The following is a 25,939-nucleotide window of genomic DNA, read 5'->3' as shown; positions in this document are numbered from 1 at the left end:
GCCCATGTCGCCGCGGGCGTGCCGGCCCGGGTGCCCGACCTGCTCGCCGCCGCGGAGCTGGGGCCGCTGGACCGGCTGCAGCAGGCCCAGGCCGGCCGGCTGCGGGCCAAGGCGTCGTCCATGACCGACTCGGGGAGGGGCGCGGTGCAGCCGCTGCTCGACGCGGCGGGCCGGCTCAGGGACCTCGACCCGGCCCTCGCGCGGGAGACCTGCCTCGCGGCGTACGACGCGGCCATCTGGGTCGGCCGGTACGACGAAGGCGCACTGGGCCGCGTCGCCGAGGCCGCTCGAGAGCTGCCGCCCGGCGACGAGCCGGCGGGAGTCTTCCTCAGGGCCCTGGTCGCCCGGAGCGTGGACGGGCCGGCTGCCGTCTTCCCACAGCTGGCACGGGCGCTGCGCTCCCTCACCGACGAGGAGGATCCGTCCGTCCTGTGGGCGGCCGCGAACGCCGCCGCGGAGCTGGGCGATCTCCAGGGCTGGTTGGACATCGGCGGCCGGGCGGTCCGCTTCGCACGCCGGACGGGAACCCTGTCGCTCCTCTCGACGGCGCTGCCCTACCAGGCGTCCGCGCTGGGCTTCGCGGGGCGTTTCTCCCCGGCGGGCGACCTGCTGGCCGAGGCCGCGGCCCTGGACAAGGTCACCGGTTCGGTGACGCGCACGGCCACGGCGGCCCTGATCAGCGCGTACCAGGGACGGGAACGGCCGGCCCTGGAAGCGATCGAGGCGATGGAACACGAGGGCGAGCAGCGCGGCCTGGGCCGACTCGTCGGCGTGGCCGCGTGCGCGAGGGCCGTGCTCCACAACGGCCTGGGCAACTATCCGCTCGCCATGGAAGCGGCGCTCCGGGGCGGGGAGTACCAGGACCTCGTGGTGCACGTCTGGACGTGCGGCGAACTGGTCGAGGCCGCGACCAGGGCCGGCGAGCCGGCCGTGGCGGCCGGGGCGCGCGAGCGGCTCGCCGACTGGAGCCGGGCCGGCACGCCCTGGGCCCTGGGCGCGCACGCGGTCGCCGAAGCCCTGACCGGAGCACCCGAGCAGGCCGAGGACCGCTACCGCGAGGCCGTCGACCACTTCGGCCGCGGCGGGCTCGGCGTGTTCGAGACCCGGGCCCGACTGCTGTACGGGGAGTGGCTGCGCCGCCGGAACCGGCGCGCGCAGGCCCGTACCGAGCTGCGGGCGGCGTACGAGGCGGCCGCGCGCACGGGTATGGAGGGCTTCGCCGAGCGGGCCCGGCAGGAGCTGCTCGCCACCGGTGAGACGGTTCGCAAGAGGACCGTCGGCGCGCCGGTCCTGACCCCGCAGGAGGCGCGGATCGCCCGCCTCGCGGCCGCCGGGCACCCGAACGCGGAGATCGGTGAGCACCTGTTCCTCAGCCCCCGTACGGTCGAGTGGCACCTGCGCAAGGTCTTCGCCAAGCTGGGGATCTCCTCCCGTCGAGAGATCGACGGCGCCCTGTCCGTGCGGTGACGGCCGGGCGGTGAGGGCCGTGCGGTGACGGCCGTGCGGTGGCCGCCGTGCGCGATCAGCAGGGGTCACAGATGGTCGGCGTCCACCACGGCCTGGGCGAACGCCGTCGGCGCCTCCTGCGGCGCGTTGTGGCCGATGCCGGTGAGGACGCGGTGCTCGTAGGGGCCGGTGAAGAACTTCCGGTACCCACTGCCGTCGGTGGTGGGCAGGAACGGGTCGAGGGCGGGGTCCACGGCGATGGCCGGCACCGTGACGGGCGGTCGGGCCGCGAGCAGCCGCTCGTAGTGCTCGTAGCGGCGCTCGCCGTCGGCCAGGCCCAGACGCCAGCGGTAGTTGTGGATCACGATGGCGGCGTAGTCGGGGTTCTCGAACGCCGCCGCGGTGCGTTCGAAGGTGGCGTCGTCGAACTTCCAGGTGGGGGAGGTCTCCTCCCACACCAGTCGGCACAGGTCGTGCCGGTTCTGCCTGGTCTCCATGGCGACGCGGCCGCGGTCGGTGGCGAAGTAGTACTGGTACCACCAGGTGTGCTCGGCCTTCGGCGGCAGCGGGTTCTTCTGCGAGGGGAGGTTGACGATGAGGTAACCGCTCACCGCCACCAGGGCCTTGACCCGCTCCGGCCAGAGCGCCGCGACGGTGCCGGCGGCCCGCGAGCCCCAGTCGAAGCCGGCCAGCACCGCCTTGGGGATCCTCAGGGCGTCCATCAGGGCGATGACGTCGAGGGCGATCGCGGACTGCTGCCCGGTACGGACGGTCGTCGGGGACAGGAAGGTGGTGGTGCCGTGGCCCCGCAGGTACGGCACGATCACCCGGTAGCCGGCGTCCGCCAGCAGCGGCGCCACGTCGACATAGCTGTGGATGTCGTAGGGCCAGCCGTGCAGGCAGATGACCACGGGCCCGTGCTTCGGCCCGGCCTCGGCGTAGCCGATGTCGAGCACGCCGGCCTGGACCCGCTTCAGGTCGGTGAACGTGGTGTGGGTGCCCGCGGTGACGGCCGGGATGACCGGGGCCGGGCGGCCGGGTCGGTCGGAACCTGCCGCGAAGGCGGCGGGCGCGTTCGAGGCCGCGCCGGCCGACACGGCCGTGGCGCCCACGCCGAGACCGACCGCTTTGGTGAAGGTACGCCTGTTGATCATGTCTGATCCTTCCTGGAGACCCGCTGGTGCCTCCACTGTTCTCCGGCCACCGGCCGGACGCATCGGTCACATGACGTCGAGACGCGGGAAGACGCTCGCGGACCCGTGAAGGGTCTGCCGGGCCGCCGGATTCAGTCATTCGACGGTGTCCGTCGGCCAACCGCTCGGTGATCCTCGAAGGAGCGCCGCGATGCCGGCGGATCGTCGTGTGTGCAATCCGGAAGGTCTGGCCGTGAAGCAAACCCCCGTCGTCCTCATCCACGGTGCGTGGTTCCACATGTCCTCCTGGGAGGGCTGGGCCGAGCGGTTCACCGCGCACGGTTACGCGGTGTGCGTCCCGGGCTGGCCCGGCGAAGCCCACACCGCCGACCAGGCCCGCCGCGATCCCGGCCCGGTGCGCGACCTCGGGCTCGCCGCGCTCGCGGCCCACTACGAGCAGGTCGTGCGCAGCTTCGACGACCCGCCCATCCTCATCGGGCACTCGGCCGGCGGCCTCATCGCCCAGCACCTCCTCGGGGCCGACCTCGGCCGCGCCGCCGTCGCCCTCGCGCCGTTGCCGGCCGGCGGTGTGCCGACGGCCGACGGCCGGTCCCGGCCGTGGCCGCTGATGTCGGCCGGCACGACCCGGCACCCGGGCTTCGGGCAGCTGCCGCGCGCCCGGTTCCGACACCTCGTCGTCAACACGGTCGGAGAGGGGGAGGCCGAGCAGCTCTTCGACCGGTACGCCGTCCCGGCCCCGCTCCGGCTGCTCGCGGACCTCGGACTCGACGGCACCGCCGCCGGGCCGGCCGGCGCCGTCGTGGACACGGCCAATGCGGCGCGCGGACCGCTCCTGCTGGTCTCCGGCCAGGAGGACCGGATGGTCCCGGACGCCGTGACCCGCTCGGTCTACAAGCTCTACGGCGACTCCTCCGCCGTGACGGACCTGAAGCAGTTCGCCGATCGGGGGCACTCCCTGGTGTTCGACAGCGGCTGGCGTTCGGTCGCCGACCACGTCCTCGGCTGGCTGGCCGCCAACGGCGTCGAGGCCGTGGCCCCACAGGGCTGAGCGCGGGCATCAGACCTGCGCCGCGTCGGTCCGGCTCAACGCGTCGCGCAGTGCCGCCCGGGCCGTGATGCCCAGCTTGGGGAAGACGCGGTACAGGTGCGAGCTGACGGTACGCGGCGACAGATGCATCCGCGCGCCGATCTCCTTGTTCGTCAGGCCGCCGGCGGCCAGGTCGGCGATGCGGCGTTCCTGCCAGGTCAGCGGGGCCACGTTCAGCGTCGGGACGCGCGGCGGGGCCCCGGTGGCGCGCAGTTCGGCCCGGGCCCGTTCGGTCCAGCCGGCCGCGCCCAGCCGCTCGAACTCCTCGGCCGCCGGGACCAGGTACTGCCGCGCCGAGGCCGGGCCCTGGACGTGGCGCACCCGGATGCCGTGCGCCAGCCGGATCCGGGCCAGCTCGAACGGGAAGCGGGCGGCGTCCGGTTGGGATTCGGCCCGCGTGAACATCTCGGCGGCCTCCCGCTCGTCCTCGGCGGTCATCGCCAGCGCGCCGTAGGTGATCAGCCCCAGGCGGGGCGACACCTCCGGCAGACCGGCGTCGCGGGCGGCGAGGGCGTGCGCCCGGGCCTGCTCGACGCGTCCGGTGTGCCGGGCGGCCTCGACGAGATCGAGCAGGGTGCGCGAGGCCTGGTAGGCGTAGGGCCGGAACTTACCCGGCTGGGTGATGCCGATGGCGTAGAGGTACGCGGTCTCGTAGTCGCCGGAGCTCAGTGCGGCGGTCGCGCCGGCGGAGTCGGCGACCTGGGTCAGGAATCCCAGTCCGCGCGGGCGGGCCCAGGCGTCCACCTCGGCCTGCAGGTCCCGGGCCCGCCCGACCTCTCCGCGCAGCGCCGCGAGCTGGGCCAGGTACGCGCGGCTCTGGGCGGCGAACAGCTGGTGGCCGTGCTCGGTCGCCAGGTCCAGGCCGCGTTGTCCGGTCTCCTCGGCCTCGGCCCACTCTCCGACCGTCAACTGGTCGAGCATGATCTGGTGCAGCATGACCATGCCGGTTGCCACGGCCCCGGTCTCCAGCTCGCGGTCGACGACACGCTGCAGGTGGGGGCGGTAGTGGCTCAGGAGGTCGAGGTGGTACGCGGCCGCGCCGAACTGCGTGACGTCCCAGGGTTCCAGATCCGGCAGGGTCGTGGCGGCCTGTCGCACCGGCCCGGCGAAGCCGGCTCCGTGCCTGGTCACGTCGCTCCAGGTGCCGCTGTAGAGACGCGAGCGTCGGGTGAGGAGACTGCCCAGGGAGGCCAGGAGTTCGTGCGTGCTCTCCCAGGCCGCGCGGTCCCCGCTGTACTGACTGATCGTCAGGAGCAGGACCACCAGTCGGGTGAGGACCTCGTCAGGTTCGGCTTCGCCGACGGTCGGCACAGCGGCCGACCCGCTGTCCCGGAGCTTCTCGATCGCGGCCGAGACCTGGCGGTGCGTGGAGCGGACGTCCCCGTCCTGGTGGAGCGCCCGGTAGGCGGCCGCCAGCACCGAGGCCGGCGACCCCGTCGAGCCGGGTGCGAGGTCTGCCTGGACCAGCCGGTGGGCCTGGCCGAGGCGGGCGGCGTGAGCGGCGACGAAGGCCGCGTCGGCCAGGCGCCGGGACCGGCCGGTGTGGGTCTCGCTGAGCTCGGCGGCCCGGGTCAGCCAGGCCACGGCCGCCAGCGCGCCGCCGCGCCGGGTCGCCGACTCGGCCGCCGCCTCCAGGATGTCGGCGACGTCCTCGTCCGGATCGACCGTTGCCGCCGCCAGGTGCGTCGCCCGGCGTTCGAGGTTCTCCCGGTGCACCTGTGCCAGCGCCAGGTGGGCGGCGCGGCGCTGGTTGGGAGTGGCCATCCGCACGACGGCGGACCGTACGAGCGGGTGCCGGAAGACGAGATCACCGGTGACCACCTCGATGTCCAGCAGCCCTGCGGCCACCGCCGTGTCGGCGTCACGCATGCCGTAACGGGTGCCGGGGACGGGGTCGGTACCGCTCGGGGCCCCGGCGCCGTCGAGCGCGCCCATCAGCAGCTCGGTCCGCACCCGCTCGTCGAGGGCGGCGATGCGGGTGCCGAACAGCCGTTGCAGCCGTCGGGGCAACGGCACGCCGTGCTGACCGATCAGGTCTTCGACCGGGAGATCGCTCGACCGGCCGGCGAAGTGGGCGGGCAGCTCCAGCAGGGCCAGCGGGTTGCCCCGGGCCCGCTCCAGGACGATTCGACGGACCTGTCGGCTCAGCTCCGGGTACCGGTGGTCCAGCAGGCGGGCCGCGTCCTCGTCGGTGAGGGCGGTGATCGGCAGTTCGGGCAGTGCGGCGGTGTCGAAGCGGGACGTGATGTCGCTGCAGACCGCGACCAGCATCTTCGCCGGGCCGCCGGCCAGGCGTCGGCCCACGAAGCCGCAGACGTCGGCGCTGGAGTCGTCCAGCCACTGCGCGTCGTCGAGGACCAGCAGCAGCGGCCGCTGCGCGGCGGAGAGCGACAGCAGGCTGAGCACGGCGATGCCGAGCGCCATGACCGACGGCGGATCGCCCCGCAGTCCGCTGAACGCGGCGTCGAACACCGCCCGGGTCCCGTCGTCCAGCCGCGCGACGTCGGTGAGCAGCGGATGGAGGACCTGGTGCAGCCCGGCGTAGGGCAGCTCGGACTCCGCCTCGACACCGGCGGCCCGGATGACGACGTGGCTCTCCCGCTCCGCCAGCGCGGCGGCGTGGCTCAGCAACGAACTCTTGCCGACCCCCGTCTCCCCCCGCAGGACCAGCGCCTGGCCCGTCGCGGCCGTCACGAACGCCGCGAGCTCCGCCTGCTCGTCCTCGCGGCCCACCATCGCCGTGGTGACGCCCCATCGCTGGAACCCGGTCATGTCCCCTTGCCCCTTCCTGATTTCGTTCTCACCGCGCGGCAGTTCCCTCAGCGCCGGCGGGTCGCCGCGTGCTTCGGCGACGATCGCGTCCCGCACGCGGGGGTGCACCGGACCGGGCGGCATCGAGTCGGGCAACGTCCGGGCGTCGTCGTCGCGGAGCCCGCCCACCCGTGGTCCCGGCAGGCCGGTAAGGCGTCCGGCGCCGGTCGGCGTGCGGACCGCGGGGCGGTCGTGCCGACGCCGGAAGACCCGGCCAACAGGCCCCACCCCCGTCAGCTCCTTCGCGGCCGTGGAAGCCGTGCGGCGTCCACCGGCCACGATCCCGGGACCACGGGCCCGTCGAGCCAGTGTCGAACCCTGGCCAGTACCCTGGCCGGGGTCGGCCGGGGTCGGCCGGTGTCCGGCACGGGCGGCGGTGGGGCCGGCATTTCAGGCGCCTCGCACACGTCGCCGCGCGGCTGGTGGCCTGAGGGGCCGAAGCTGCGTGCACGGGTGCGATGGCAGGATGACGGCATGGATTCGAATCAGCCGTGGACGGGGCTCCACGGTGATCTGCTGGCGGTGAAGGCATCGGTGTACGACCCGGGCGGCTTCGCCTGCTCACTGCCGGTGCCCGAACCGGAGAGCGCCGAGTACGCGGCTTGCGCGTTCACGCTCGACGGCCGCTCGGTCCGGTTCCGGGCGGCCAGGACCACCCCGACGAAGGCGGGCCAGTTCGTCACCGTGTGGCAGCGGTCCGAGGAGGGGCCGATTCGGCCCTTCGACGCCGACGACGGAGTGGACCTCTTCGTCGTCAGCAGCCGCGACGACGACGGCTTCGGGCAGTTCGTGTTCCCGCGCGAGGTGTTGTGCGAGCGCGACATCGTCTCCCGCGACGGCGCGGGCGGGAAGCGCGGGTTCCGCGTCTACCCGCCGTGGGTGACCACGACCAGCCGGCAGGCCCGCAGCACGCAGGCGTGGCAGGTGAAGCACTTCCTCGACCTCGGTCGGGACGGGTCTGCCGACCTGGCCCTCGCCGACGCCCTCTACCATCCGTAGACGCCGGCCGCGCGATGGGTTTCCCTCGCGTCGACGGGCTGCGGCTTGTTCTCCTAGTCTCCGGGGAACGGCCGACCCCGTCCACACCGCCCGGTTGTGCCGCGGCGGCGTCCAGTACTGAAACGGTCCTCGCCGTGACGCGGCCGCAGCTGTTCGGCTGCGGCCTCGTCATCGGGATCGTCAGCCGTTCCCGCAACGGTCGGGAGCGGGCAGCGTGGGCCGCTCGATCTCGCGCAGTCGCGCGAACGGCGCGGCCGTGGCGAGAGCGAGAGCGATCGCTCCCACGAGCAGGAGGGCGAACCAGCCGCCGGACTCGTCGATGACGACTCCCGCCGCGGCGGACGCCAGCGACGCGCCGAGGTTCACGGAGGTGTTGATCCAGGTCGACGCCTCCGTCCGGCCGGACTCAGGGACGATGGTGTCGGCGATGAGGTACCCCGTGATGAGGGAGGGCGCGAGGAAGAGGCCGACGAGGGCGAGGCCCGCGGCGAACAGACCGAGTGGGTGCAGCCGGGACACGAGCACCGCGGCGAGCCCCATGCCGGTGCACAGGGTGAACAGCCTCGTGCCGATTCCCGACGTGAGCTTCAGCTGCCCGTAGAGGAACCCGCCGAGGGCGCTTCCGCCGGCGAAGGCCGCCAGGAGCCAGCCCGAGGCCGCGACGGCGTCACGCTGCGCGGCGACGGCCGGTGCCGCGATCTCCGCGACGCCGAGCACACCGCCGACGCCCACGAGCACGGTCAACACCCTTGCGAATCCCGGCTGGTGGAGCGGACGATCACCCCGCGCGACGCCCCCTCCCGTTCCGCGCAGCGCCCCCGACGACGCGCTGGACGTCATCGCCGCGGTGCCGAGGAAGACCGTGGCGGCGGTCACCCAGAGCCCGGTGGCGGGAGAAGTGGCCACGATGACCGCGGTGATGACGACGGGACCACCGACGAAGAGGAGCTCCTCGCACACCGCGTCGATGCTGAACGCCTTCGTCCGCTGGTCGCCGGCCGTCGTGAGCGACGCCCAGATCATCCGCATCGCGGCCCCCAGGGGCGGCGCCGTCAGGCCGACCACCGCGCTGAGGACGAGGAACCAGGCGTCCGCGACTCCCTCGGCCCCCGCGAGGAGCGCGAGGGCGACGAACCCGGATGCCTGGCCTGCTGCCATCGCGGTGAGCGCGATCCGTTGCCCGAGCCGGTCGACGGCCCGGGCGCGCCAGGGGGCGGCGATGACGTTGGCGATCCCGAACGTCGCTGTCGCGAAGCCGGCCTGGGTGTACGAACCCGTACTGTCCTGGACGGCGAGCAGGAGGGCCAGGCCGCCCATCGCGAGGGCGGACCGGGCGATCAGGGCGGGGAGGAAGGCGCGAAGCGCGCCGGGAAGGAGAAGCACTGCGAGCATGAGGAGGCTCCGATGATGCGCGGCCGGGATCTCGTGCGGCCGCCGACGTCTGACGGTGATCGAAGTCCGGAGGGCATGAAGAACCGCACCCTCGACGGATCAGAACCTGGGCGGGAGGGACCCAGGACCGTCAGATGAACATCACGATGAACACCCGCGGATCGTAGCAGGCGGGGAGCACCGGCTGGCTGCCGCCGGAGACGAGGCCACTTCGTCCGCATCGGCGTCGTCACCGACCAGCCAGACCAGCCCGACCAGCCCGACCAGCCCGACCAGCCCGACGAGCCCGGCGGTCGGGGGCCCACCTCGCTCCGATAGCGTGCGCCGGAACCGAGAGTCCGAAACGGCCGTAGGCCGCGGCCAAGGAGCGAGCGATGGGGACACCGGCATCCGCCCTGGCCGGGGAGCTGGGGCGCCACTTGGGCGTGTTCGACGCCGTGGTGATCGGGCTCGGGTCGATGATCGGCGCGGGGATCTTCGCCGCGCTCGCCCCGGCCGCCGGCGCGGCCGGGTCCGGCCTGCTGCCGGGACTCGCCCTGGCCGCGGTGGTGGCGTACTGCAACGCGACCTCCTCCGCCCGGCTGGCCGCCCGCTACCCGGAGTCCGGCGGCACCTACGTCTACGGCCGTGAGCGGCTCGGCGAGTTCTGGGGCTACCTGGCGGGCTGGGGCTTCGTGGTCGGCAAGACCGCCTCTTGTGCGGCGATGGCCCTCACGGTGGGCTCCTATGTGTGGCCCGGACAGGCGCACGCGGTCGCGGTCGCCGCGGTGATGGCGCTCACCGCGGTGAACTACGTCGGCGTGCAGAAGTCCGCGTGGCTGACCCGGGGGATCGTCGCCGTCGTCCTGGCGGTGCTCGCCGCCGTGGTCACCGCCTGCCTGACCGGCCCTGCCGCCGAGGGCGCGCGGCTCGCCACCGGTGCGGACGCGACCTTCGGCGGGGTGCTCCAGGCCGCCGGGCTGCTGTTCTTCGCGTTCGCCGGCTACGCGCGCATCGCCACCCTCGGGGAGGAGGTCCGCGACCCGAAGCGGACCATCCCCCGCGCGATCCCCATCGCGCTCGCCATCACGCTCGTCGTCTACGCCGCCGTCGCCGTGGCCGTGCTCGCCGTGCTCGGGCCCGACCGGCTCGCCCATTCCACCGCACCGCTCACCGAGGCCGTGCGCGCCGCCGGGGTCCCCGCACTCACCTCGGTCGTGCGCGTCGGGGCGGCCGTCGCGGCGCTCGGCTCGCTGCTCGCGCTGATCCTCGGGGTCTCGCGCACCACCCTGGCGATGGCCCGCGACCGGCACCTGCCCCACGTCCTGGCCGCCGTCCACCCGCGCTTCCACGGGCCGCACCGCGCCGAGCTCGCGGTCGGCGCGGTGGTCGCGGTCCTGGCCGCCACCACGGACGTCCGCGGCGCGATCGGCTTCTCCTCCTTCGGTGTGCTGGCCTACTACGCCATCGCGAACGCGTCCGCCTGGACCCTCACCCCCGTGAAGGGCCCCGTGCGGATCGTGCCCGTCGTCGGCACCGCCGGCTGCGTGCTCCTGGCCTTCGCCCTGCTGCCCTCCTCGGTCCTGTGGGGCGCCGTAGTGATCGCGGCCGGTGCCGCCACCTACTGCCTGCGCAAGGCCGCCGCCCGTGCCTGACGGACGGGCACCGTCCCGGCGGCCAGGCAGGGCCAGGGAGGCGCTACCCCTGGGCGCGGCTCAGGACCCAGACGCCGTAGGCGTCGTTCGCGGGGTGCAGCTGGTAGGTGCCTGCCCGCAGGTCGACGCGCAGTCCGGCGGCGGCGAGGTCCGCCTCGAACTCCGCCGCCGGGTAGGTGCGGGCGTGTGGCGGCGGGTCCTGGAGGTGGAAGCCGACCAGGATCCGGCCGTTCTCGCCGAGTACGTCGCGCATCGCGCCCAGCGCCCTGCGCTCCGTGCCCTCGGCGAGGTAGACGATGACGTTGCCCACGCAGACGACCAGGTCGAACGGGCCGTCGTCGGGGCCGAGGTCGAGGATGTCGCGTTCCTCGATCGCCAGCCCGGGGTAGGTCTCCCGGGCCTGGCGGACCAGGGCCGCGTCGGGCTCGATCGCGACCACGTCGTGCCCCTGCCGCAGGAGCGCCGCGGCCACCCGGCCCATGCCGGCGCCGGCGTCGAGCACTCGGGCGCCGCGCGGCAGGAGCGTGTCGGCGAGCCGGGCCTCGCCGTCGACGTCCTCACCGGCGGAGACGAGCTCGGCGAACCGCTTGCCGAAGTTCCCGCTCTGCCCCGCCTCCTGCCAGCGGGTTCGCCGCGTCGTGATCGGTAGGGGCTCTCCGTGCGGCGTGATCCTGTCCATGCCCCGCATCCTAAGGCGATACCGTCGGCGCTGGTCACGGCCACCGAACGCCCGCCCACGCGCGGGCAGGTCCGCCCTCATCCTCGGGGTCCGCAGGCTCCGCGGAGCAACTGGATGATCATCTGTCGGACCCGCCCTGCCGTCACCGGTCGGCCGACAGGCTGATCGCCGAGGCTGGGCACAGGGCGACCGCCTCGCGCACCGCGTCCAAGGCCTCGGCCGGAGGGTCGGGTTGCCGGACGACCGAGGTGCCGTCGTCCTCGCGCTGGTCGAAGACCTCGCCGGCCGTCAGGGCGCACATTCCGGAGCCGATGCAGCGGTCGACGTCCACGGTGATCCTCATCGGTCACGCGTCCCAGGTGACGGGGAGGCTCTTCACCCCGTAGATGTCCGCGAGCTCCGGGCGCAGGGCGACCTCCTCGGGCGGTACGGCCAGGCGCAGCGTGGGGAAGCGCTCGAGCAGCGCGGGGAAGGCGACCCGCATCTCGATGCGGGCCAGCTGTTGGCCCAGGCACTGGTGGATGCCGTGGCCGAAGGCCAGGTGCCCGCCGTCCTGCCTGCGCAGGTCGAGGACGTGGGGGTCGGGGAAGCGCTCGGGGTCGCGGTTGGCGGTGTTGAAGGAGAGGATCAGCCGGTCGCCGGCCTTGACGGTCAGGCCGCCGAGTTCGACGTCCTCCAGGGCGGTCCGCATGAAGGTCTTGGCGACGCTCAGGTACCGCAGCAGCTCCTCCACGGCCCGGTCGGCGAGCGCGGGATCGGCACGCAGTGCGGCCAGCTGGTCCGGGGTGCGCAGCAGCGCGAAGGTTCCGAGGGCCAGCATGTTCGCGGTGGTGTCGAGCCCGGCCGCGAGCAGGATGAGGCTGATCCCCTTCAGCTCCTCGTCGGTGAGGTCACTGTCGGTGAGGTCGCTGAGCACGTCGTCGGTGGGGTCGGCGCGCTTGGCGGCCACGAGTCCTTCCAGGTACTCCTGGGTCGCGGCGTAGGCCGCCATGAGGTCCTCGTCGCTCGTCTCCCCGTTCATGAACGAGTCGACCTGCTCCTGGAAGGAGCCCCGGTCCTCGTACGGCACCCCGAGCAGCTCGCAGATCACGATGGCGGGGATGGGCTTGGCGAACGCGGTCACCAGGTCCGTCGGAGGCCCGGCCGCCTCTATGGCGTCCAGGCGGGCGGCGGTGACCTGCTCGATGCGCTCGGTGAGCAGCCGCATGCGCCGTACGGTGAACTTGCCCGTGAGGGGCTTGCGGTAGCGGCTGTGCTGGGGCTCGTCCATGAGGACGAACTCCCCGGGCGGCGCCGGCGGGATCTGGAAGTCGCCGTAGTCGATGGTCGGGTGGAGCATCAGGTCCTTGCGCGAGCTGAACCGGGTGTCGGCCAGCACCGCCCTGACCAGGTCGTACCCGGTGACCAGCCAGCCGGGCTTGCCGCCGGGGAAGGTGTAGCGGCTCATCGGCCCGTGTCGGCGGGCGTCGATCAGCTCGGCGGGCGGGTCGAACGGACAGCCGGGGCGGCGCGCCGCCGGCATGGTCGTGACGGTGTGCGGGGATTCACCCATGGCTGTTCCTCGTTTCGCGTTGCCGCACGTTCGGACAACTGGAAAGCTACGGGCTTTCCTGACGTGACGTCAATCGCTTGAAACGCGTCTTGCCAGCTCAGCGACGGTAAACTGATGCAATGACGCTGAGCTCGAACGCAACGGGTTGTTGCAATGGGTGAAGGTCAAGGCAACACCGGAGGACGGCTGGGCGGGCGGCCGGGCTTCATCGGGCCCCGGCGGTCCCGGGTTCCGGTGGACTCGGGTTCCGGTGGACCCGGGGTCGGCCGGCCGTCAGCCGATCGGGCCGAGCAGGTAGTTGCCCGGCGCGGCCGGGTCGTCGCTGAGGTAGAACTCGATGATGGCCTCGCGGAACTCGTCGAGGCTGATCACCCCGTTGCCGTCCCGGTCCAGTCGTGGGAACGCCTGCTCGGAGTGCGCGCGGGGCACGCCCAGCTGCTCGTACATGTGGATGTACTCCTCCTTGCTGAGGACGCCGTCGCCGTTGGTGTCGTAGGCGTTCAGCAGGGCGTCGGCGATCGCCAGCACGGTGCTCTCGAAGTGTGCGGGCCTGATCACGTCGGCCTGCATGACGGTGAGGAACTCCTGGCGCGAGACCTGTCCGTCGCCGTCGGTGTCCCCGTGTTCCACCAGGAGCTCCCACCAGCGGGCGAAGGCGTCGTGCAGGGCCTGGATGGTGGCCTGGTCGTCCCTGGTCGCGGTCCGGGCGAACACGTCGGCCGTCCCGCGCAGGTCCTCCTGGGACAGTTGTCCGTCCCGGTTCAGGTCGAACCAGTCGAACAGGGTGTTGAACTTCTGACTCTTCACGGCGGATGTCATGCGATCCTCGATTCCCGGGCCGCGCGGGAAGGGCGCGGCCGCGTGCGGAGACATGCGGTGAACGGTAGGAGCGGTGGTCCGGGGGTGCCCCCGGAACGCCGGGGGCCACCGCTGTGGGTGAGGGCGGGAGGGCTGCGGTGCGCCGGGTGGCTCAGCCGGGCCCGGTGAGGGCGTGCAGGGGGACCTCGATGCGCTGGTCGTGCTTGTCGAGGAGCCAGCGGTCGATGTCGAGCAGCCACCAGCGGTCGATCTCGACGGTGTAGAAGCGGCGGGGACGAAGTTGACGGTGGAGGCCCACGGTTCGGTGCCGTCGGAGGTGGCCAGGGTCATGAACCGGGCGTCGGAGAGCAACTGCCGGCTGCGGCGCAGGAGTTCGTCGGGGTCGGTCACGCCGTGCGTCCCGGTGTGGGGATGCGGTCGAGGCCGAGGGGGACCGGGGGGTCGCTGAGCAGGGTGGCGTCCAGCAGGGTCCACCAGTGGGTCTGTTCGGTGCGGCGCCGTTCCCAGGCGGGGTCGCGGCCGCGTTCGGAGACCTGGCGGCGGTAGCGGCCCCAGCCGGCCTCGTCGGCGAAGCTGACGGTGTGTTCGAGGGTGTGGACGTGGATGCCGACGGTGCGTACCGCCCACCGGGTGCGCAGGACGGTGTCGAGTCCGTCGTAGTACCAGGACTCCCGGGCGCGGACCCAGTCCCAGAAGGCGTGTGAGTCCGACTCCGCGGCCGGGGTGGGCTGGATCAGGTAGACCAGGTGCAGCACGGTGGGGTCTCCTTCCGAAGTCGGCGGTGGCCGGCCGGCGGTGGTCAGCCGGCCGTGGGGGTGTCGGGGGTGTCGGGGCCGTCCTGGGCCCAGTCGTTCCACTCGGGCGTCAGGGCCCAGGGTCGGGAGGCGCACCGGCAGGTCCAGAGCCGGGCGGTCCGCGCGTTGTGCCGGGCCGCCGTCCGCCGGTCGCAGAGCCGCCCGTGGAGGGGCAGGACGACGGCGGCGAGCGGGGAGAGCACGGCGCCCTGCCGGATCTTGATCTGCCAGGCGGAGACGGCCAGGCGGTAGCGGTGGAAGCCACCGGCGGCCGCGTAGTCGACGGGGGCCTGGTAGCAGAGCACGAAGTACTCGCCCTGCGGCTGGGCGGTGCGGTAGTCGAAGCCGAAGTAGCGGGCGTAGAGCCGGTCCTGATGGGCGTAGCAGACGGTGACGGCGACGGGGCGGTCGTCACGGACGGCGAAGCAGCCGACCGCCCGGTCCAGCACTCCCGTCGTGGCCTGGGCCTCGAAGGAGCGGAGCATCCAGGCGGGGTCGGCGGTGCCGCCGTGCCGGGCGCGGGTCTGGGTCACCAGGGCGGCGGCCTGTCGGGCCGCCTCCCCGCGGGCCAGCGGCCGCCACACCACGGCCGTGCCGCCGCGATCGCAGGTGCGTCGTTCGGCCCGGCGGTGGGTGCGGTCGGGCTGGCTCATCCGCGCCAGGTGCTCGGTGTAGCCGCCGGCCGGGACGGCGACGTTGGCGTCCGCGTCGTGCAGCAGGACGCTGGCACGGGGGTGCCTCCGGGCGATCTCCCGGGCGTCGTCGGAGGCCAGGTAGGGGGTGACCACGCCTGCCAGGCCGTGGTCGCGCGCCAGCCGCAGCGCCTCTTCCAGCAGGACCTCCAGGGTGCGGTCGCGGTCCTCGCCGCGGGTGCGGACCAGTTCGTTGTAGGTCGAGCGCCGGGCTCCCAGCCACAGCCATCGCGACGGCAGGGCGGCCGCCAGGTCCGGGAACAGCGTGGGCAGGTGGAACAGTCCGGGTCCGTCGTTCTCGCCGGGCCAGACCGGCAGGGCGCCCAGCAGCCGGCCGCCGGACGCGGCGGTGACCACGCCGGTGTCGCCGTGGGCCAGTTCCAGCGCGCGCACCCAGGCGTTGCTGTTGTAGAAGTTGTCCGGGCCGATCAGCCGGTCCCACTGCGCGGGGTCGGCCTGCGCGGGGGACGACAGGACTGCCGCCCCGATCGGCCCGGGGCGACGGTGGAGCCGTGGTGTGGTCGCCATCGTGGTGCCTCTGTGCAGCCTCTGGTCTGGGGATCAGACTCGGGGGATCAGGCCTTGGTACAGGTGACGAGTGCCGCGTGGGGGCAGGCCAGGTACGGCCGCCAGAAGTCCTCGCCGTGGTGGGCGACGCCCTCCCCGGAGACCCGGAAGGCGGGCCAGGAGACCGAGGCGAAGCCCGCCTCGCGCAGGGCCCGTTCCAGCGTGGCCCGGCTCCAGTACCGTGCGGTGATCCGTTCGTCGTAGCGGCCGAAGCACAGTTCCAGGGTCACCCGCGAGGCGTCCTGGCGCGACTCGGTCTCCCGCAGGCGCAGACCGTAGCGCTCGTAGTAGGCGCGGTCTTCGTGGAAGTCCGGGTTCACCGGCAGGGTGACGAACCGGCCTGCCGGGCGCAGGGCTTGGGCCGCCAGAGCGCACAGCGCGACCAGAGCGCCGTAGCTCTCCGCGTACGGCAGGACGTACACGGCCAGGCACGCGTCGAAGGCGCCGTCGCCGACGAGGTCGCGCCGCTCGGTGTACTCGATCCCCAGCGGCTCGGTGCGCTCGGCCCGCCGGGCGATGCCGAGCATGCCGCCGGAGATGTCGTAGCCGACCACCCGCGCCGCGCCGCGTCGCTTGAGCTCCCGGCTGTACAGGCCCGTCCCGCACCCGATGTCCAGGACGCTCCGACCGGCGACCGGTCCCAGCGCGGCGAACACGCTGAACGACTCCAGGTGTCTGCGCCACGGCAGGAGGAACATCTCCTCGTACATGTCACCGAGGGTGTCGAACTGGTCGTCTCCGCCCATGTCCTCGATTGTCGGCCCCGTGCCCCGGGCGTGCCAGGGCGAGGGCCAGGGCGAGGGCGAGGGACAGGACGGGGGCGGGGCCGGCGGGCCGGGGACCGTGACGAGGTCGCGGTGCCCGACGCCCGAACCGGCCCCGGGCACCGCCGACCCGGCTACTGCCCGGTCGCGTTCGCCGCACGTCCGCGCAGGGAGACCCCGAAGCGGGTGCGGAGCCGGTGCACCTCCCACCACGCCACCGCGGTCACGGTCGCGGGCCCGCCGACCACGGCACCGAGCTGGACGGGCAGCGGGCCGGGCGGCAGGCCGCCGAACGCCAGCCCGGTCGCGGCGAGTTCCCAGACCAGGACGCCGGTCAGGATGGGCGGGAACACCGCGTGCACCCGGTCCATGGTGAAGGCCGTACGGGCCACCGTCGGCGAGGCGAAGCCCACGAACATCAGCACCCAGACCGGCACCGCCAGGACCAGCAGGTTGAACAGCGGCCCGAGGAACAGCCCCTGGACCGACCCCTGCGCCCGACCGGAGAGCCACAGCAGCACCGGAACCGCGGTACACGCGCCCAGGTACTGCGCCGCCATCAGCACCGCGGGCCGCACCTGCGCCCGCATGGCCGGGCGCGCGGCCGGCCCGGCGAGCCGGAACAGCACCCCGACGACCACCGGCGCGGTCACCAGCACCAGCAACGGCGTGACCGCCAGCCGGATCTCGAACTGATCGCTGAGCTGGCTCCAGTCGTCCGCCGTCCCGTACACGACCAGCACCACGAACGCCGCAACGAGCGCCAGCCACGCCCTGATCCGCTGCACCCGCAGCACCACCTCGTCGGTGATCCCCCGTGGCCCGGGCACGGCGAACACCCGCCGCGCCAGCCGCCGCGCCGACCTGGCCATCGGATAGAGCCCCAGGAGGATCAGGAACGGCCACAGGCAGAACAGCAGCGGCACCAGGACCCACCCGCTGACCAGCCGCCGCCCCGGCGCCAGCAACTCCCGCAGGGTGGGCCACTCCTCACCCCGGAACCGCTGCCACAGCGGCACTCCGGCCGGCCGCGGCTGCTGGTAGGGATCCGCCTGGTAGGGGTATCGCGGGAAAGAATTCTGATCTCCGTACGTCACGCCGAGTTCCTCACGCGCTCGCTGTCCTTCTGCCGACACCTGGTCAACCGGTCAGCGCCGCACCCTACTGCCGTCCGCCCACCCCTTGCCCACCCCTTTCCACCCCCTGCCACCACCCGCCCGGCCGACGACCCCCGCCCGCCCGGCCTCCGGGCCGGGGCGACCGGGGCGACCGGGGCCTTCCGGGAGGCGGCAGGGCGTGACCGGAGCACGGGGGCTGTACGGCATACGCATGGTCGATCAGAACCGAGGATTCGCCCGAGTGGTCGCCGGGGAGGGTGGGGGAGCCAGTCGGCGAGCCCCATCCGAGGTCGGCCGCAGCGTCGGCTGCGGGGCCGACCCGACGCACGTGACCGCTGCTGCGGGCGACGTGCCCACCCGATCGAGGAGTCTCTGAGCATGTCGAAAGTCACGACGTCCGGAACCTGGACCGCCGTCGCCCCGACCCCGCCCAACGTCTCGGGCCTCGGCACCGGTCACATCACCTGGGGCGTCCCCGTCGGGGGCGGCAAGAGCGGCTACTCGTTCTCCGGCGGCACGATCGAGGTGCGGGCCGACGGCTCGGAGGTGACCCTGGGCACCTTCACCCACCAGAACTTCCCCATCATGGGTGGTGGCGTCAACCAGTTCGATGTCGATCTCGCGGTACGCATCCGCTTCGAGGAGGACGAGAAGGACCGTGAGTTCAGCTTCAGGTTCCACCACTTCGAGACGCCCAACGACGGGCCCACGCCCGACGACGAGGTCGATCTGCCCACGAGGGTGTCCCCGGAGAGCGTGACCATCGACGGCGAGGAGTACGCCGCCGTGATCACCGGCTTCAAGCGGGGCGGGGAGATCGTCAACACGTTCCTCAGCCCCGAGAACGGTTCCAACAGCGCTGACATCGTCGCCGTGCTGTCCCGCGTGGGCGTTCCGGACGTGGTCATCACCGACGTCCGTTACAAGGGTGGGGTCAAGTACAGCCAGGCCGACGAGTACGTCGAGATCGTCAACCGGGGCACGGCGCACGCGGACATCTCCGGCTGGATCCTGCACGCCGACGACCCCGGCCAGAACTTCACCTTCCCGCCGGGCACCGTGCTCAAGGCAGGCCAGCGGATCCGTGTCCACACCAACGAAGTGCACGCCGAGTGGGGCGGGTTCTCCTTCGGCAGCGGACGCCCCATCTGGAACGACAAGGGGGACACCGCACACCTCATCGACACCCAGGACGCGGTCGTCTCCGTGTACGGCTACGGCACCGAGGCTGTCGGCCCCAGCTGACGTCTTCGAGGAGCCGGCGCTGCTTCGGCACAGGGGGAAGCCGCGTCGTTACCCGCCGGGCGGGCGGACGGCAGACTGGATCCGCCCGGCAGGCCGCGCCCGCCCGGCCCCGCGGAGGACTGAGGCCGGGACCCGACGTACGCGTTCAGCCGGCCTCGGGCAGGCGGACGTACAGGACGCCGTCAGTGTCGGTGCGGGTCTGGAAGCGGGGCTGCGGGGCGGTGGCGGGCCCGCCGACGTTCCAGCCGTCGGCGAGGCGGAACAGGCTGCCGTGCCAGGGGCAGCGCACGCACCCGGCGACGATCTCGCCGTCGGTGAGCGGTCCGGCCAGGTGGCTGCACCAGGCCGCCAGGACGTGGACGGTGTCCTCGGTCTCGCGCACCACGAGCAGGGGGACGTCGCCGACGGTGCGCCGGGCCGGTCGGCCCAGCGGGAGGTCGGCCAGGTGGCCGAGCGGGTGCCAGCCGGGTTCGATCAGGTGCGGGACGGGTTCGGTCTTGTTCGTCCCCGCGCCCTGCCGGTAGGCGAGGTGGCCGCCGAGGTAGGCCCCGGCGGTCGCGGCGGCGGCGCCGGTGAAGCCGAGGAACCTGCCGAGCCCGTGGCGGTGCCGTGCCCGGGCGGCCCACGAGCCGCCGTACAGGACGATGGCGGCGCCGACGCCGAGGGCGTGCACCAGACCGGTGCGCCGCTGCCGCTCGTGCTGTTCGGCCCAGTCGACCCAGCCGCTCCAGGCGGAGGGGACGGCGGTGATCACGCCGATGGCCACCATGAGGTGGGCCGGGCGGCGGGCGCCGGGTGTCAGGTCGAGGACGGCCGCGCAGGTCCAGGCGCCGATGGGGATCTGGACGAGGGCGGGGTGCAGGGGATGGCCGAGCGGGAGCCCGTGCAGGACGTCGCGCGCCCGGCCCAGCGGCAGTGCCCGGATGATCCGCTTCAGCGGCTCGGCCACGGCGTCCAGTCCGTCGGCCTCCGCGAGCGCGTCGACCGCCTTGAGCATGCGCTCGGTGGCGCCCTGGGGACGGTGGCCGACGGTGTCGCCGGTGCGGGTGAACGGGCTTCGGGTCATGGACCCCAGCCTGCGGGCGGGCCCGGCCGCGGGCACGGCGGCGTGGGCCGTGCGGAGCAGGCTGCCGGGGCGGACGGTGTGCCGGCCGGTCACGGCGCTCCGCCTGCCGCCCGGCGGGCTGGTCCGGTGCGGGCCGTGTCGTACCCCTGTGCGAGGATCCCCGGCATGCGGGCCGATCGAGAACTTCTGCGCGATCTGATCGCCACGACGCCGGGGATCGTCACGCGGCCCGGCCGTGGCCGTCCGGAAGCCGCGATCCGCGCGGCGGAGTCCGTCACCGGCCCGCTGCCGCACTCGTACCGCTGGTGGCTGGCCGAGTACGGCGAGGGCTCGCTGCGCGGCCGCCCGCTCGCCACGGTGGAGCCCGTGCCCGGGCTCGGCGAACCCGGGCTCACCGAGGGCTGGTCCGGCGGGGACCGGCTCTGGTTCCACGAGGACGACGACCACGAGCGCTACGGATTCGCCCTCGACCGGGCCGCCGACGGGGAGTGGCCGGTCGTCGCGCACAGCCGCGTCACCGACGAGGAGTGGCCGGTCGCCGACTCCTTCGCCGGGTTCCTCACGGTGTGGACGGCGCTCGCCGCCGGGTTGCGGGAGGGGCCGAACCCGGCCGTCGCCCGGCTGTGGCGAGCCACCCCCGGGATCCGGCTGCCCGACGGCGGCACGGTGCACGGGCCGCACACGTTCCGCGCCCGCAACGAAGCCTGGGAGGTGGGGACGTACGCACCCCACTGGGTCCTGGTCGGCGAGGACGGCGGAGGAGCGGGCCTGTTCATGCGCCGTCACGGCCGGGACCGCTCCTCCCTGTACCGGCTCGCGTCCGGCCGCCTCCGGGGCGATGTCGCGGAGCACGGGGAACTGCTGAGCGCGGACCTCTTCGACTGGCTTGACCGGCGCGCCCCGTATCCCCGGCTTGCGGGCAGCTGACACCGGGCGAACTCGGCGCGCTGCAGCGCGCGTTGGGAGCGCAATCGGCCCGCGGGACGTCGACGGCCCCTGCCGGAGCGCAGTCGTCCTGGGCCGTCCCCGCGAGCAGGGGCGACCCGCCCTCGGCTAACCTCCCCCCTCGTGGACGATCAACCCGAACCCTCGACCCGGCGCGTCTTCGTGGCCCTGGCCCCGCCCGACGACGCCAAGGACGAACTGGCCCGGGCCCTGCGACCCGCCTACGCCGGCTACCCGCGACTGCGGTGGAACCGGATCGAGGACTGGCACATCACCCTGGCCTTCCTCGGCGAACAGCCGTCCGCCACGGTGCCGTTGCTGCGGTCGGCGCTGGCTGCCGCGGCCCCGTCGCGCCCCGCCCTGCACCTGGGCCTGCGCGGCGGCGGCTACTTCGACCAGCGACTGCTGTGGACCGGCATCGACGGGGACCTGGAAGGCCTCCACCGGCTCGCCGCCGACGTCCGGGACCTGGTCAGGTCCTGCGGGATCGACTTCAGGGAGCGTCCGCTGCACCCCCATCTCACCCTGGCGCGCTCCCGCCGCGACGACTCCGTCAGTGTGCCGCTGGCCGCGGCCGGGCTCACCGGGTTCGTCGGCCGACGGTGGCCGACCGAACGCCTCCACCTCGTCGGCAGCAACATCGGCCGCGGCCCGGGGCCGATCCACTACCGCGACATCGAGGCCTGGCCGTTCGCCGCTGCCGCCCCGAACACCACCGCTACGGGTGTTTGACGAGTCGTGCCTCGGCGATCGCCGTCCCGTCCTCCTCCTCGTCGAGCCGGGTGGTGCCGTCCTGCGTGAACCCGGCCCGCTCGTAGAAGCGGAGGGCGGAGGTGTTGGGCAGGTAGGCGTACACGCACAGCGGCCGGTGAGCCCGCGCTTCGAGGTCGGCCACGGCGTGGCCGAACAGGCGCGCGCCCAGGCCCGTGCCGATGAGGCCCGGCTCGATGTAGAGGCCGTAGACCTCCGCGGCGTCGCCGCCGAGGTCCTGGTCCCCGTCGGCGGGCCCGGTCCGGCAGAAGCCGACCACGGCGCCGCCCTGCTCGGCGACCCACAGGCGGTGCCGGTCGGGGAGGTCGGCCAGGTACTCGGCCCAGTCCGCGGTCTCCTCGACCGGGTCCAGCCCGTCGAGGCTCGCGGCGCTCATGAATCCCGCGTAGGCCGCTCGCCACGACCGGACCTTCAGGTCGCCGATCGCGGGCGCGTCCTTCAGCACTGCAGAACGGATCATGCCGGGAGTGTAGGGGCCGATTCGTCCGTTGTCGCACTGTTTTTCGTCGCGTTCCTGCCGCCCGGGCCCGGGCCCGGCCGCGCCTCCTACAGCGCGGTGGGCTCGGGCCGGGTGGGGACGACGATGACGGTGGTGGTGCCGGCGGACAGGGCCGCGGTGAACTCCCGTTCCAGGTCCTCGGCCGTCGTCACGTCGACGGCGTGGCAGCCGAAGCCGCGGGCCAGGGAGGCGATGTCCAGGCCTGGGAGGTCGAGTGCGGGGACGCCAGGGGTGTCCTCCAGCCGGGCGAAGGACTTGAGGATCGCGTACTCGTGGTTGCGCATGACCACGTAGACGATCGGGAGGCGGTGCCGGGCCGCGGTGTAGAGGGCCTGGACGGAGTACTGGAAGGAGCCGTCGCCGATCAGGCCGACCACCGGGCGCCGCACCCCGCGCTCCCGGTCGGCCAGCGCGACGCCCACGGCGGCCGGGACGGCCCAGCCGATGCCGCCGCTGGCCGTGGTGAAGAAGGATCCGGGGCGGGTGGTGGGCAGCCATTCGAGCTGCTCGGCCATGGTCGAGGTCGACTCGTTGACGATGACGGCGTCCGGCGGGCGGACCCGGCTCAGGGCGGCGTAGACCGCGGGCGGGGGGAGCGGGAGGGTCGGGGAGGCCGACAGCACCCGGGGCCGGGGCATCGGGTCGGGGGCGGTGCGGGCCGAGCCCTCCTCGACCAGGTCCAGCAGTCCTTCGATGGCAAGTCGGGGGTCGCCGAGCAGGCTGTCGCCGGCCCGTGCGGTGGCGGCGGCCCGCGGGTCGGCGGTGAGCTGGAGCAGCGTGGTGCCTGCGGGGAGGTAGTCGCCCGGCACGTACGGGTAGTAGCGGAACACCTCCGCGCCGATCACGGCCACCAAGTCGTGCCCGGTCAGGCGTTCGCCGACGGCCTTGACCGACAGGCCCAGTGGACCGGCGTAGAGCGGGTGGTCCTCGGGGAAGGAGGCGCGCTCCGCGAGCGGGGCGCCGTAGACGGTGGCGCGCAGCTTCTCGGCCAGGGCGACGGCCGCGTCCCAGCCGCCGCCGCGGTCGACCTCGGGCCCGAAGACGAGCGCGGGCCGGCGGGCGGCGGAGAGGCGTTCGGCGAAGGCCCGCAGCCGTCCGGGGTCGGGGGCCGTCCGGTGGCTTACCGTCCGCACCCGGGTGAATCCGGACAGCGGCCGCTTCCAGTCGTCCATCGGGATCGACAGGTAGACCGGCCCGGCGGGCGGTTGGAGCGCGTGCGCGTAGGCGCGCATGACGGCCTCGGGGACGTCCTCGGCGCGGGCCGGTTCGTAGGACCACTTCACCGAGGGCTGCGGCAGCAGGGTGGCCTCGCGGTTGGCGAGGTACGGCTCGCCGATCAGCAGTTCCCGGTGCTGCTGGCCGGAGGTGACGATCAGGGGCGTGTGCGCGTGGGAGGCCGACACCAGGTTGCCCATCGCGTTGCCGGTGCCGGCCGAGGAGTGCAGGTTCACCAGCGCGGGGCGGCCGGTGACCTGGGCGAAGGCGTCGGCCATGGTGATCGCGGAGGCCTCCTGGAGGGCCAGGACGTAGCGGAAGTCCGCGGGGAAGTCCTGGAGGAAGGGCTCCTCGGTGGAGCCGGGGTTCCCGAAGACGGTGGTGAGTCCGAGCGTACGCAGCAGGTCGTACGTCACGGTGCGGACGGTGGATCGCTCGGCCATGGGGCCACCGGCTTCCCCTCGGGGCATCGGGGCCCAGCGGCTCCGATCGTCGTACTGCCTGACACCAGCAGGAGAGCACCGGCCCCGAGGGCCCCGCAACCGGACGAACGGGACGCTGGTGGTGGCGTGCGCTGTGGCAGATGCCGTCTCGTGGCAGGCCCTGGGGGCCGCTGCCCCTGGGAACCGCAGCTTGCCATCGGGAGGTTGAGCAGCGTCAGCGTGGTCGGCGGAGGCAGCGACCTGTTGGCCGCGTCGGCACGGAACGACTGGAGCAGGTAGGCCACCAGGCGCCGGGACGCCGCACCGTCGTCCGGCAGGGCGGTCACCAGCGCGCAGTGTGCCAGCAGGACCACGGCGAGGTCGGAAGGATGGAAATCGGCCCGCAGCGTGCCCGACTGGAGGAGACGGCAGCGGTGCACCGGGCGCTGGAGGCGGGCGGCGTCCGGGGCACGTACGTGGTCAGGGTCGGGTAGGAGCCTGTGGAGGGGCTGACCACAGCCACTCGTCGACCCGTGACCGGGGGAACCGGGGCGGGGCGGTGCCCGCTGTGCGGGTCCACCCGGCGACCACCCGGTCGGCGGCGAGCGCGCCGGCCACCAGGTCGGCTCACGCGCGTACTCCCGGCCCGCGGAAGTGGAGGACGCCGTCCTCGATCGGGTCGGACAGCAGGACCTTCCGGTCGTGGTGGTAGTCCATCACCATCCGCCACGGGAACTCGCGCCCCTGGCGCGGCATGATGTCCTTCGCCCGCCGGATGTAGCCCGAGGTCAGCACGTCGACCACGCCCTCGTCGGTGGCGTTGGCCGCGTGGTCGACGGGCACGGCGACGGTGCGGCCGGTGGCGTCCAGGTGCTTGAGCAGGCGCACCAGATAGGCGGCGGCGAGGTCGACCTTCAGGGTCCAGGAGGCGTTGGTGTAGCCGAAGACCCAGGCCAGGTTGGGGATGCCCTGGAGCATGACGCTCTTGTAGGTGCAGACGTCGTGCAGGTCGCGCGGTTCGCCGTCGATGCTGATCGTGGCGCCGCCGAAGGCCTGGAGGTTCAGGCCGGTGGCGGTGACGACGACGTCCGCGGCGAGTTCCCGGCCGGAGGCGAGCCTGATGCCGGTGGGGGTGAAGGTCTCGACGGTGTCGGTGACGACGCTGGCGCGGCCCTCCCGGAGCACCCTGAAGAGGTCGCCGTCGGGGACGGCGCACAGCCGCTCGTCCCACGGGTCGTAGGCCGGGCTGAAGTGGGCCATGTCGACGCCCGGGCCGACCGCCCGGCGCACCCCGGCCAGCAGCATCCTGCGCGTCGCGCGGGGGAAGCGCCGGGCGGTCCGGAACAGGGCGCGCTGCAGGCCGATGTTGCGCCGGCGGGTCATCCTGGCGACCAGTGGACCGGGCAGGAACCGCTGCTGCCAGGCGGTGATCCGGTCGACCGAGGGCACCGAGAAGACGTACGAGGGCGAGCGCTGGAGCATCGTCACATGGGCGGCCTTGTCGGCCATCGCCGGGACGAGCGTGACGGCGGTCGCGCCGCTGCCGATCACCACGACCCGCTTCCCGGTGTGGTCGAAGTCCCGCGGCCAGTGCTGCGGGTGGATCCGGGTGCCCTCGAAGCGCTCGGCGCCGGGGAACTCGGGCAGGTGGCCCCGGTCGTGGTCGTAGTAGCCGGTGCAGGTGACGAGGAAGGAGCAGACCCAGGTCTCCCGCTCGCCGGTCGCCTCGCGCAGCGCGGTCACCGTCCACCGCTGGTGCTCGCTCGACCAGTCGGCGGTCAGCACCCGCAGCCCGTGGTGGATCGCCTTGTCGACGCCGTACTCGCGGGCGGTGGCGGTCACGTAGTCGCGGATCGACCCGCCGTCGGCGAGCACCCTGGTCCCGTTCCAGGGGCGGAACTGGTAGCCGAAGGAGAACATGTCGGAGTCCGAGCGGATGCCCGGGTAGCGGAACAGGTCCCAGGTGCCGCCGATGCCGGCGCGGCGTTCCAGGATCGCGACGTCACGGCCCGGGAGGTCCCGGCGCAGGCGGCAGGCGACGCCGATGCCGGAGAGTCCGGCGCCGATGACGAGGACGTCGGTGCGGTGTGTGGTCATGGGTCCACTGTCGTGGCTCGCGGGGCGGCCGTATCGTCTTTTCCCGACAAGCTTTTGGCATTACGCGACAGGGGCGGGCGATGGGCAGTCCCATCCGGGCCACCTTGGTCCGTCGCCGGCTCCGCGACCTGCGCGCAGGACGGTTCCACCGGCGGCGGCCCGGGCCGTGTG

The 25,939-nt window shown here is 73.5% G+C and carries 23 protein-coding genes and 1 pseudogene; 7 read left to right on the top strand and 17 right to left on the bottom strand.

The genetic code is table 11. The features are described 5' to 3' along the window. Nucleotides 1–1,467: LuxR C-terminal-related transcriptional regulator (locus ACFU6K_RS04105; protein WP_380660772.1), on the top strand; the 1,467-nt coding region annotated here is incomplete at its 5' end. Between the two features lie 65 nt (nt 1,468–1,532). Here the strand turns inward: ACFU6K_RS04105 and ACFU6K_RS04100 are convergent. After that, the gene (locus ACFU6K_RS04100; RefSeq protein ID WP_380660771.1) at nt 1,533–2,600 is read right to left on the bottom strand and encodes an alpha/beta fold hydrolase; all 1,068 of its coding nucleotides are present in this window, start codon (nt 2,598–2,600) and stop codon (nt 1,533–1,535) included. Nucleotides 2,601–2,832: 232 nt separating this feature from the next. On the opposite strand from ACFU6K_RS04100, the gene ACFU6K_RS04095 reads away from it, so the two are divergent. Then, nucleotides 2,833–3,648 carry an alpha/beta hydrolase gene (locus ACFU6K_RS04095; protein WP_380660770.1) on the top strand — a complete coding sequence of 272 codons (816 nt, stop codon included), beginning with the start codon at nt 2,833–2,835 and terminating at the stop codon, nt 3,646–3,648. 9 nt (nt 3,649–3,657) lie between these two features. Here the strand turns inward: ACFU6K_RS04095 and ACFU6K_RS04090 are convergent, their stop codons facing one another. Further along, nucleotides 3,658–6,459 carry an AAA family ATPase gene (locus ACFU6K_RS04090; protein ID WP_380660769.1) on the bottom strand — a complete coding sequence of 934 codons (2,802 nt, stop codon included), beginning with the start codon at nt 6,457–6,459 and terminating at the stop codon, nt 3,658–3,660. A 513-nt stretch (nt 6,460–6,972) separates the two neighbouring features. On the opposite strand from ACFU6K_RS04090, the gene ACFU6K_RS04085 reads away from it, so the two are divergent. Continuing rightward, nucleotides 6,973–7,497 (top strand): MepB family protein, encoded by a 525-nt coding sequence (locus ACFU6K_RS04085; protein WP_380660768.1) that lies wholly within the window; start codon nt 6,973–6,975, stop codon nt 7,495–7,497. A gap of 180 nt (nt 7,498–7,677) precedes the next feature. On the opposite strand, the gene ACFU6K_RS04080 is transcribed toward ACFU6K_RS04085, so the two are convergent. After that, entirely contained in the window at nt 7,678–8,889 is a 1,212-nt protein-coding gene (locus tag ACFU6K_RS04080) for an MFS transporter (protein WP_380660767.1), read from the bottom strand. 374 nt (nt 8,890–9,263) lie between these two features. Between ACFU6K_RS04080 and ACFU6K_RS04075 the strand changes: the two genes are divergently transcribed. Then, on the top strand, nt 9,264–10,523 hold the full coding sequence (locus tag ACFU6K_RS04075; RefSeq protein ID WP_380660765.1) for an APC family permease: 1,260 nt from the start codon (nt 9,264–9,266) through the stop codon (nt 10,521–10,523). Between the two features lie 43 nt (nt 10,524–10,566). On the opposite strand, the gene ACFU6K_RS04070 is transcribed toward ACFU6K_RS04075, so the two are convergent. The 9 genes from ACFU6K_RS04070 to ACFU6K_RS04030 form a co-directional block, all read right to left on the bottom strand. Further along, nucleotides 10,567–11,202 (bottom strand): class I SAM-dependent methyltransferase, encoded by a 636-nt coding sequence (locus ACFU6K_RS04070; RefSeq protein ID WP_380660764.1) that lies wholly within the window; start codon nt 11,200–11,202, stop codon nt 10,567–10,569. A 142-nt stretch (nt 11,203–11,344) separates the two neighbouring features. Next, nucleotides 11,345–11,545 (bottom strand): ferredoxin, encoded by a 201-nt coding sequence (locus ACFU6K_RS04065; protein WP_380660763.1) that lies wholly within the window; start codon nt 11,543–11,545, stop codon nt 11,345–11,347. 3 nt (nt 11,546–11,548) lie between these two features. Further along, nucleotides 11,549–12,754, bottom strand: coding sequence for a cytochrome P450 (locus ACFU6K_RS04060; protein WP_380660762.1), 1,206 nt, complete (start codon nt 12,752–12,754; stop codon nt 11,549–11,551). A 273-nt stretch (nt 12,755–13,027) separates the two neighbouring features. Then, nucleotides 13,028–13,561 carry an EF-hand domain-containing protein gene (locus ACFU6K_RS04055; RefSeq protein WP_380660761.1) on the bottom strand — a complete coding sequence of 178 codons (534 nt, stop codon included), beginning with the start codon at nt 13,559–13,561 and terminating at the stop codon, nt 13,028–13,030. A gap of 163 nt (nt 13,562–13,724) precedes the next feature. Further along, a complete protein-coding gene (locus ACFU6K_RS04050) occupies nt 13,725–13,871 on the bottom strand; it encodes a hypothetical protein (RefSeq protein ID WP_380660760.1) in 147 nt (48 codons plus the stop codon). An 88-nt stretch (nt 13,872–13,959) separates the two neighbouring features. Further along, entirely contained in the window at nt 13,960–14,328 is a 369-nt protein-coding gene (locus ACFU6K_RS04045; protein WP_380660759.1) for a hypothetical protein, read from the bottom strand. Between the two features lie 44 nt (nt 14,329–14,372). Then, a complete protein-coding gene (locus ACFU6K_RS04040) occupies nt 14,373–15,587 on the bottom strand; it encodes a GNAT family N-acetyltransferase (protein WP_380660758.1) in 1,215 nt (404 codons plus the stop codon). Nucleotides 15,588–15,634: 47 nt separating this feature from the next. Beyond that, a complete protein-coding gene (locus ACFU6K_RS04035) occupies nt 15,635–16,372 on the bottom strand; it encodes a class I SAM-dependent methyltransferase (RefSeq protein WP_380660757.1) in 738 nt (245 codons plus the stop codon). A gap of 152 nt (nt 16,373–16,524) precedes the next feature. Continuing rightward, complete coding sequence (locus ACFU6K_RS04030; protein WP_380660755.1) at nt 16,525–17,409, bottom strand: hypothetical protein; 885 nt, start codon at nt 17,407–17,409, stop codon at nt 16,525–16,527. A 477-nt stretch (nt 17,410–17,886) separates the two neighbouring features. Here ACFU6K_RS04030 and ACFU6K_RS04025 point away from each other — a divergent pair, with 477 nt between their 5' ends. Beyond that, entirely contained in the window at nt 17,887–18,753 is an 867-nt protein-coding gene (locus tag ACFU6K_RS04025; RefSeq protein WP_380660754.1) for a choice-of-anchor K domain-containing protein, read from the top strand. A 145-nt stretch (nt 18,754–18,898) separates the two neighbouring features. Here the strand turns inward: ACFU6K_RS04025 and ACFU6K_RS04020 are convergent, their stop codons facing one another. Continuing rightward, nucleotides 18,899–19,819: a Rieske 2Fe-2S domain-containing protein gene (locus ACFU6K_RS04020; protein ID WP_380660753.1), complete on the bottom strand. Its 921-nt coding sequence runs from the start codon at nt 19,817–19,819 to the stop codon at nt 18,899–18,901. Between the two features lie 165 nt (nt 19,820–19,984). On the opposite strand from ACFU6K_RS04020, the gene ACFU6K_RS04015 reads away from it, so the two are divergent. Then, nucleotides 19,985–20,746 carry an SMI1/KNR4 family protein gene (locus ACFU6K_RS04015; protein WP_380660752.1) on the top strand — a complete coding sequence of 254 codons (762 nt, stop codon included), beginning with the start codon at nt 19,985–19,987 and terminating at the stop codon, nt 20,744–20,746. Between the two features lie 141 nt (nt 20,747–20,887). Beyond that, nucleotides 20,888–21,496 carry an RNA 2',3'-cyclic phosphodiesterase gene (gene thpR / locus ACFU6K_RS04010; protein ID WP_380660750.1) on the top strand — a complete coding sequence of 203 codons (609 nt, stop codon included), beginning with the start codon at nt 20,888–20,890 and terminating at the stop codon, nt 21,494–21,496. On the opposite strand, the gene ACFU6K_RS04005 is transcribed toward thpR, so the two are convergent. The 4 genes and pseudogenes from ACFU6K_RS04005 to ACFU6K_RS03990 all read right to left on the bottom strand — a co-directional run bounded on the left by ACFU6K_RS04005 (nt 21,483) and on the right by ACFU6K_RS03990 (nt 25,768). Beyond that, a complete protein-coding gene (locus tag ACFU6K_RS04005) occupies nt 21,483–21,995 on the bottom strand; it encodes a GNAT family N-acetyltransferase (protein ID WP_380660749.1) in 513 nt (170 codons plus the stop codon). The genes thpR and ACFU6K_RS04005 overlap by 14 nt on opposite strands. An 86-nt stretch (nt 21,996–22,081) precedes the next feature. After that, nucleotides 22,082–23,692 carry a benzoylformate decarboxylase gene (gene mdlC / locus ACFU6K_RS04000; protein WP_380660748.1) on the bottom strand — a complete coding sequence of 537 codons (1,611 nt, stop codon included), beginning with the start codon at nt 23,690–23,692 and terminating at the stop codon, nt 22,082–22,084. A gap of 161 nt (nt 23,693–23,853) precedes the next feature. After that, a pseudogene (locus ACFU6K_RS03995) lies at nt 23,854–24,099 on the bottom strand (TetR family transcriptional regulator); the annotation flags it as partial. A gap of 199 nt (nt 24,100–24,298) precedes the next feature. Continuing rightward, nucleotides 24,299–25,768: a flavin-containing monooxygenase gene (locus ACFU6K_RS03990; protein WP_380660747.1), complete on the bottom strand. Its 1,470-nt coding sequence runs from the start codon at nt 25,766–25,768 to the stop codon at nt 24,299–24,301. Nucleotides 25,769–25,939: the final 171 nt, after the last annotated feature.

Origin of the sequence: Kitasatospora sp. NPDC057512 (assembly GCF_042802135.1) — a bacterium.
GTDB lineage: Bacteria > Actinomycetota > Actinomycetes > Streptomycetales > Streptomycetaceae > Kitasatospora.
The sequence above is the reverse complement of the archived record's forward strand: the minus strand, read 5'-3'. Positions and strand labels throughout refer to the sequence as shown.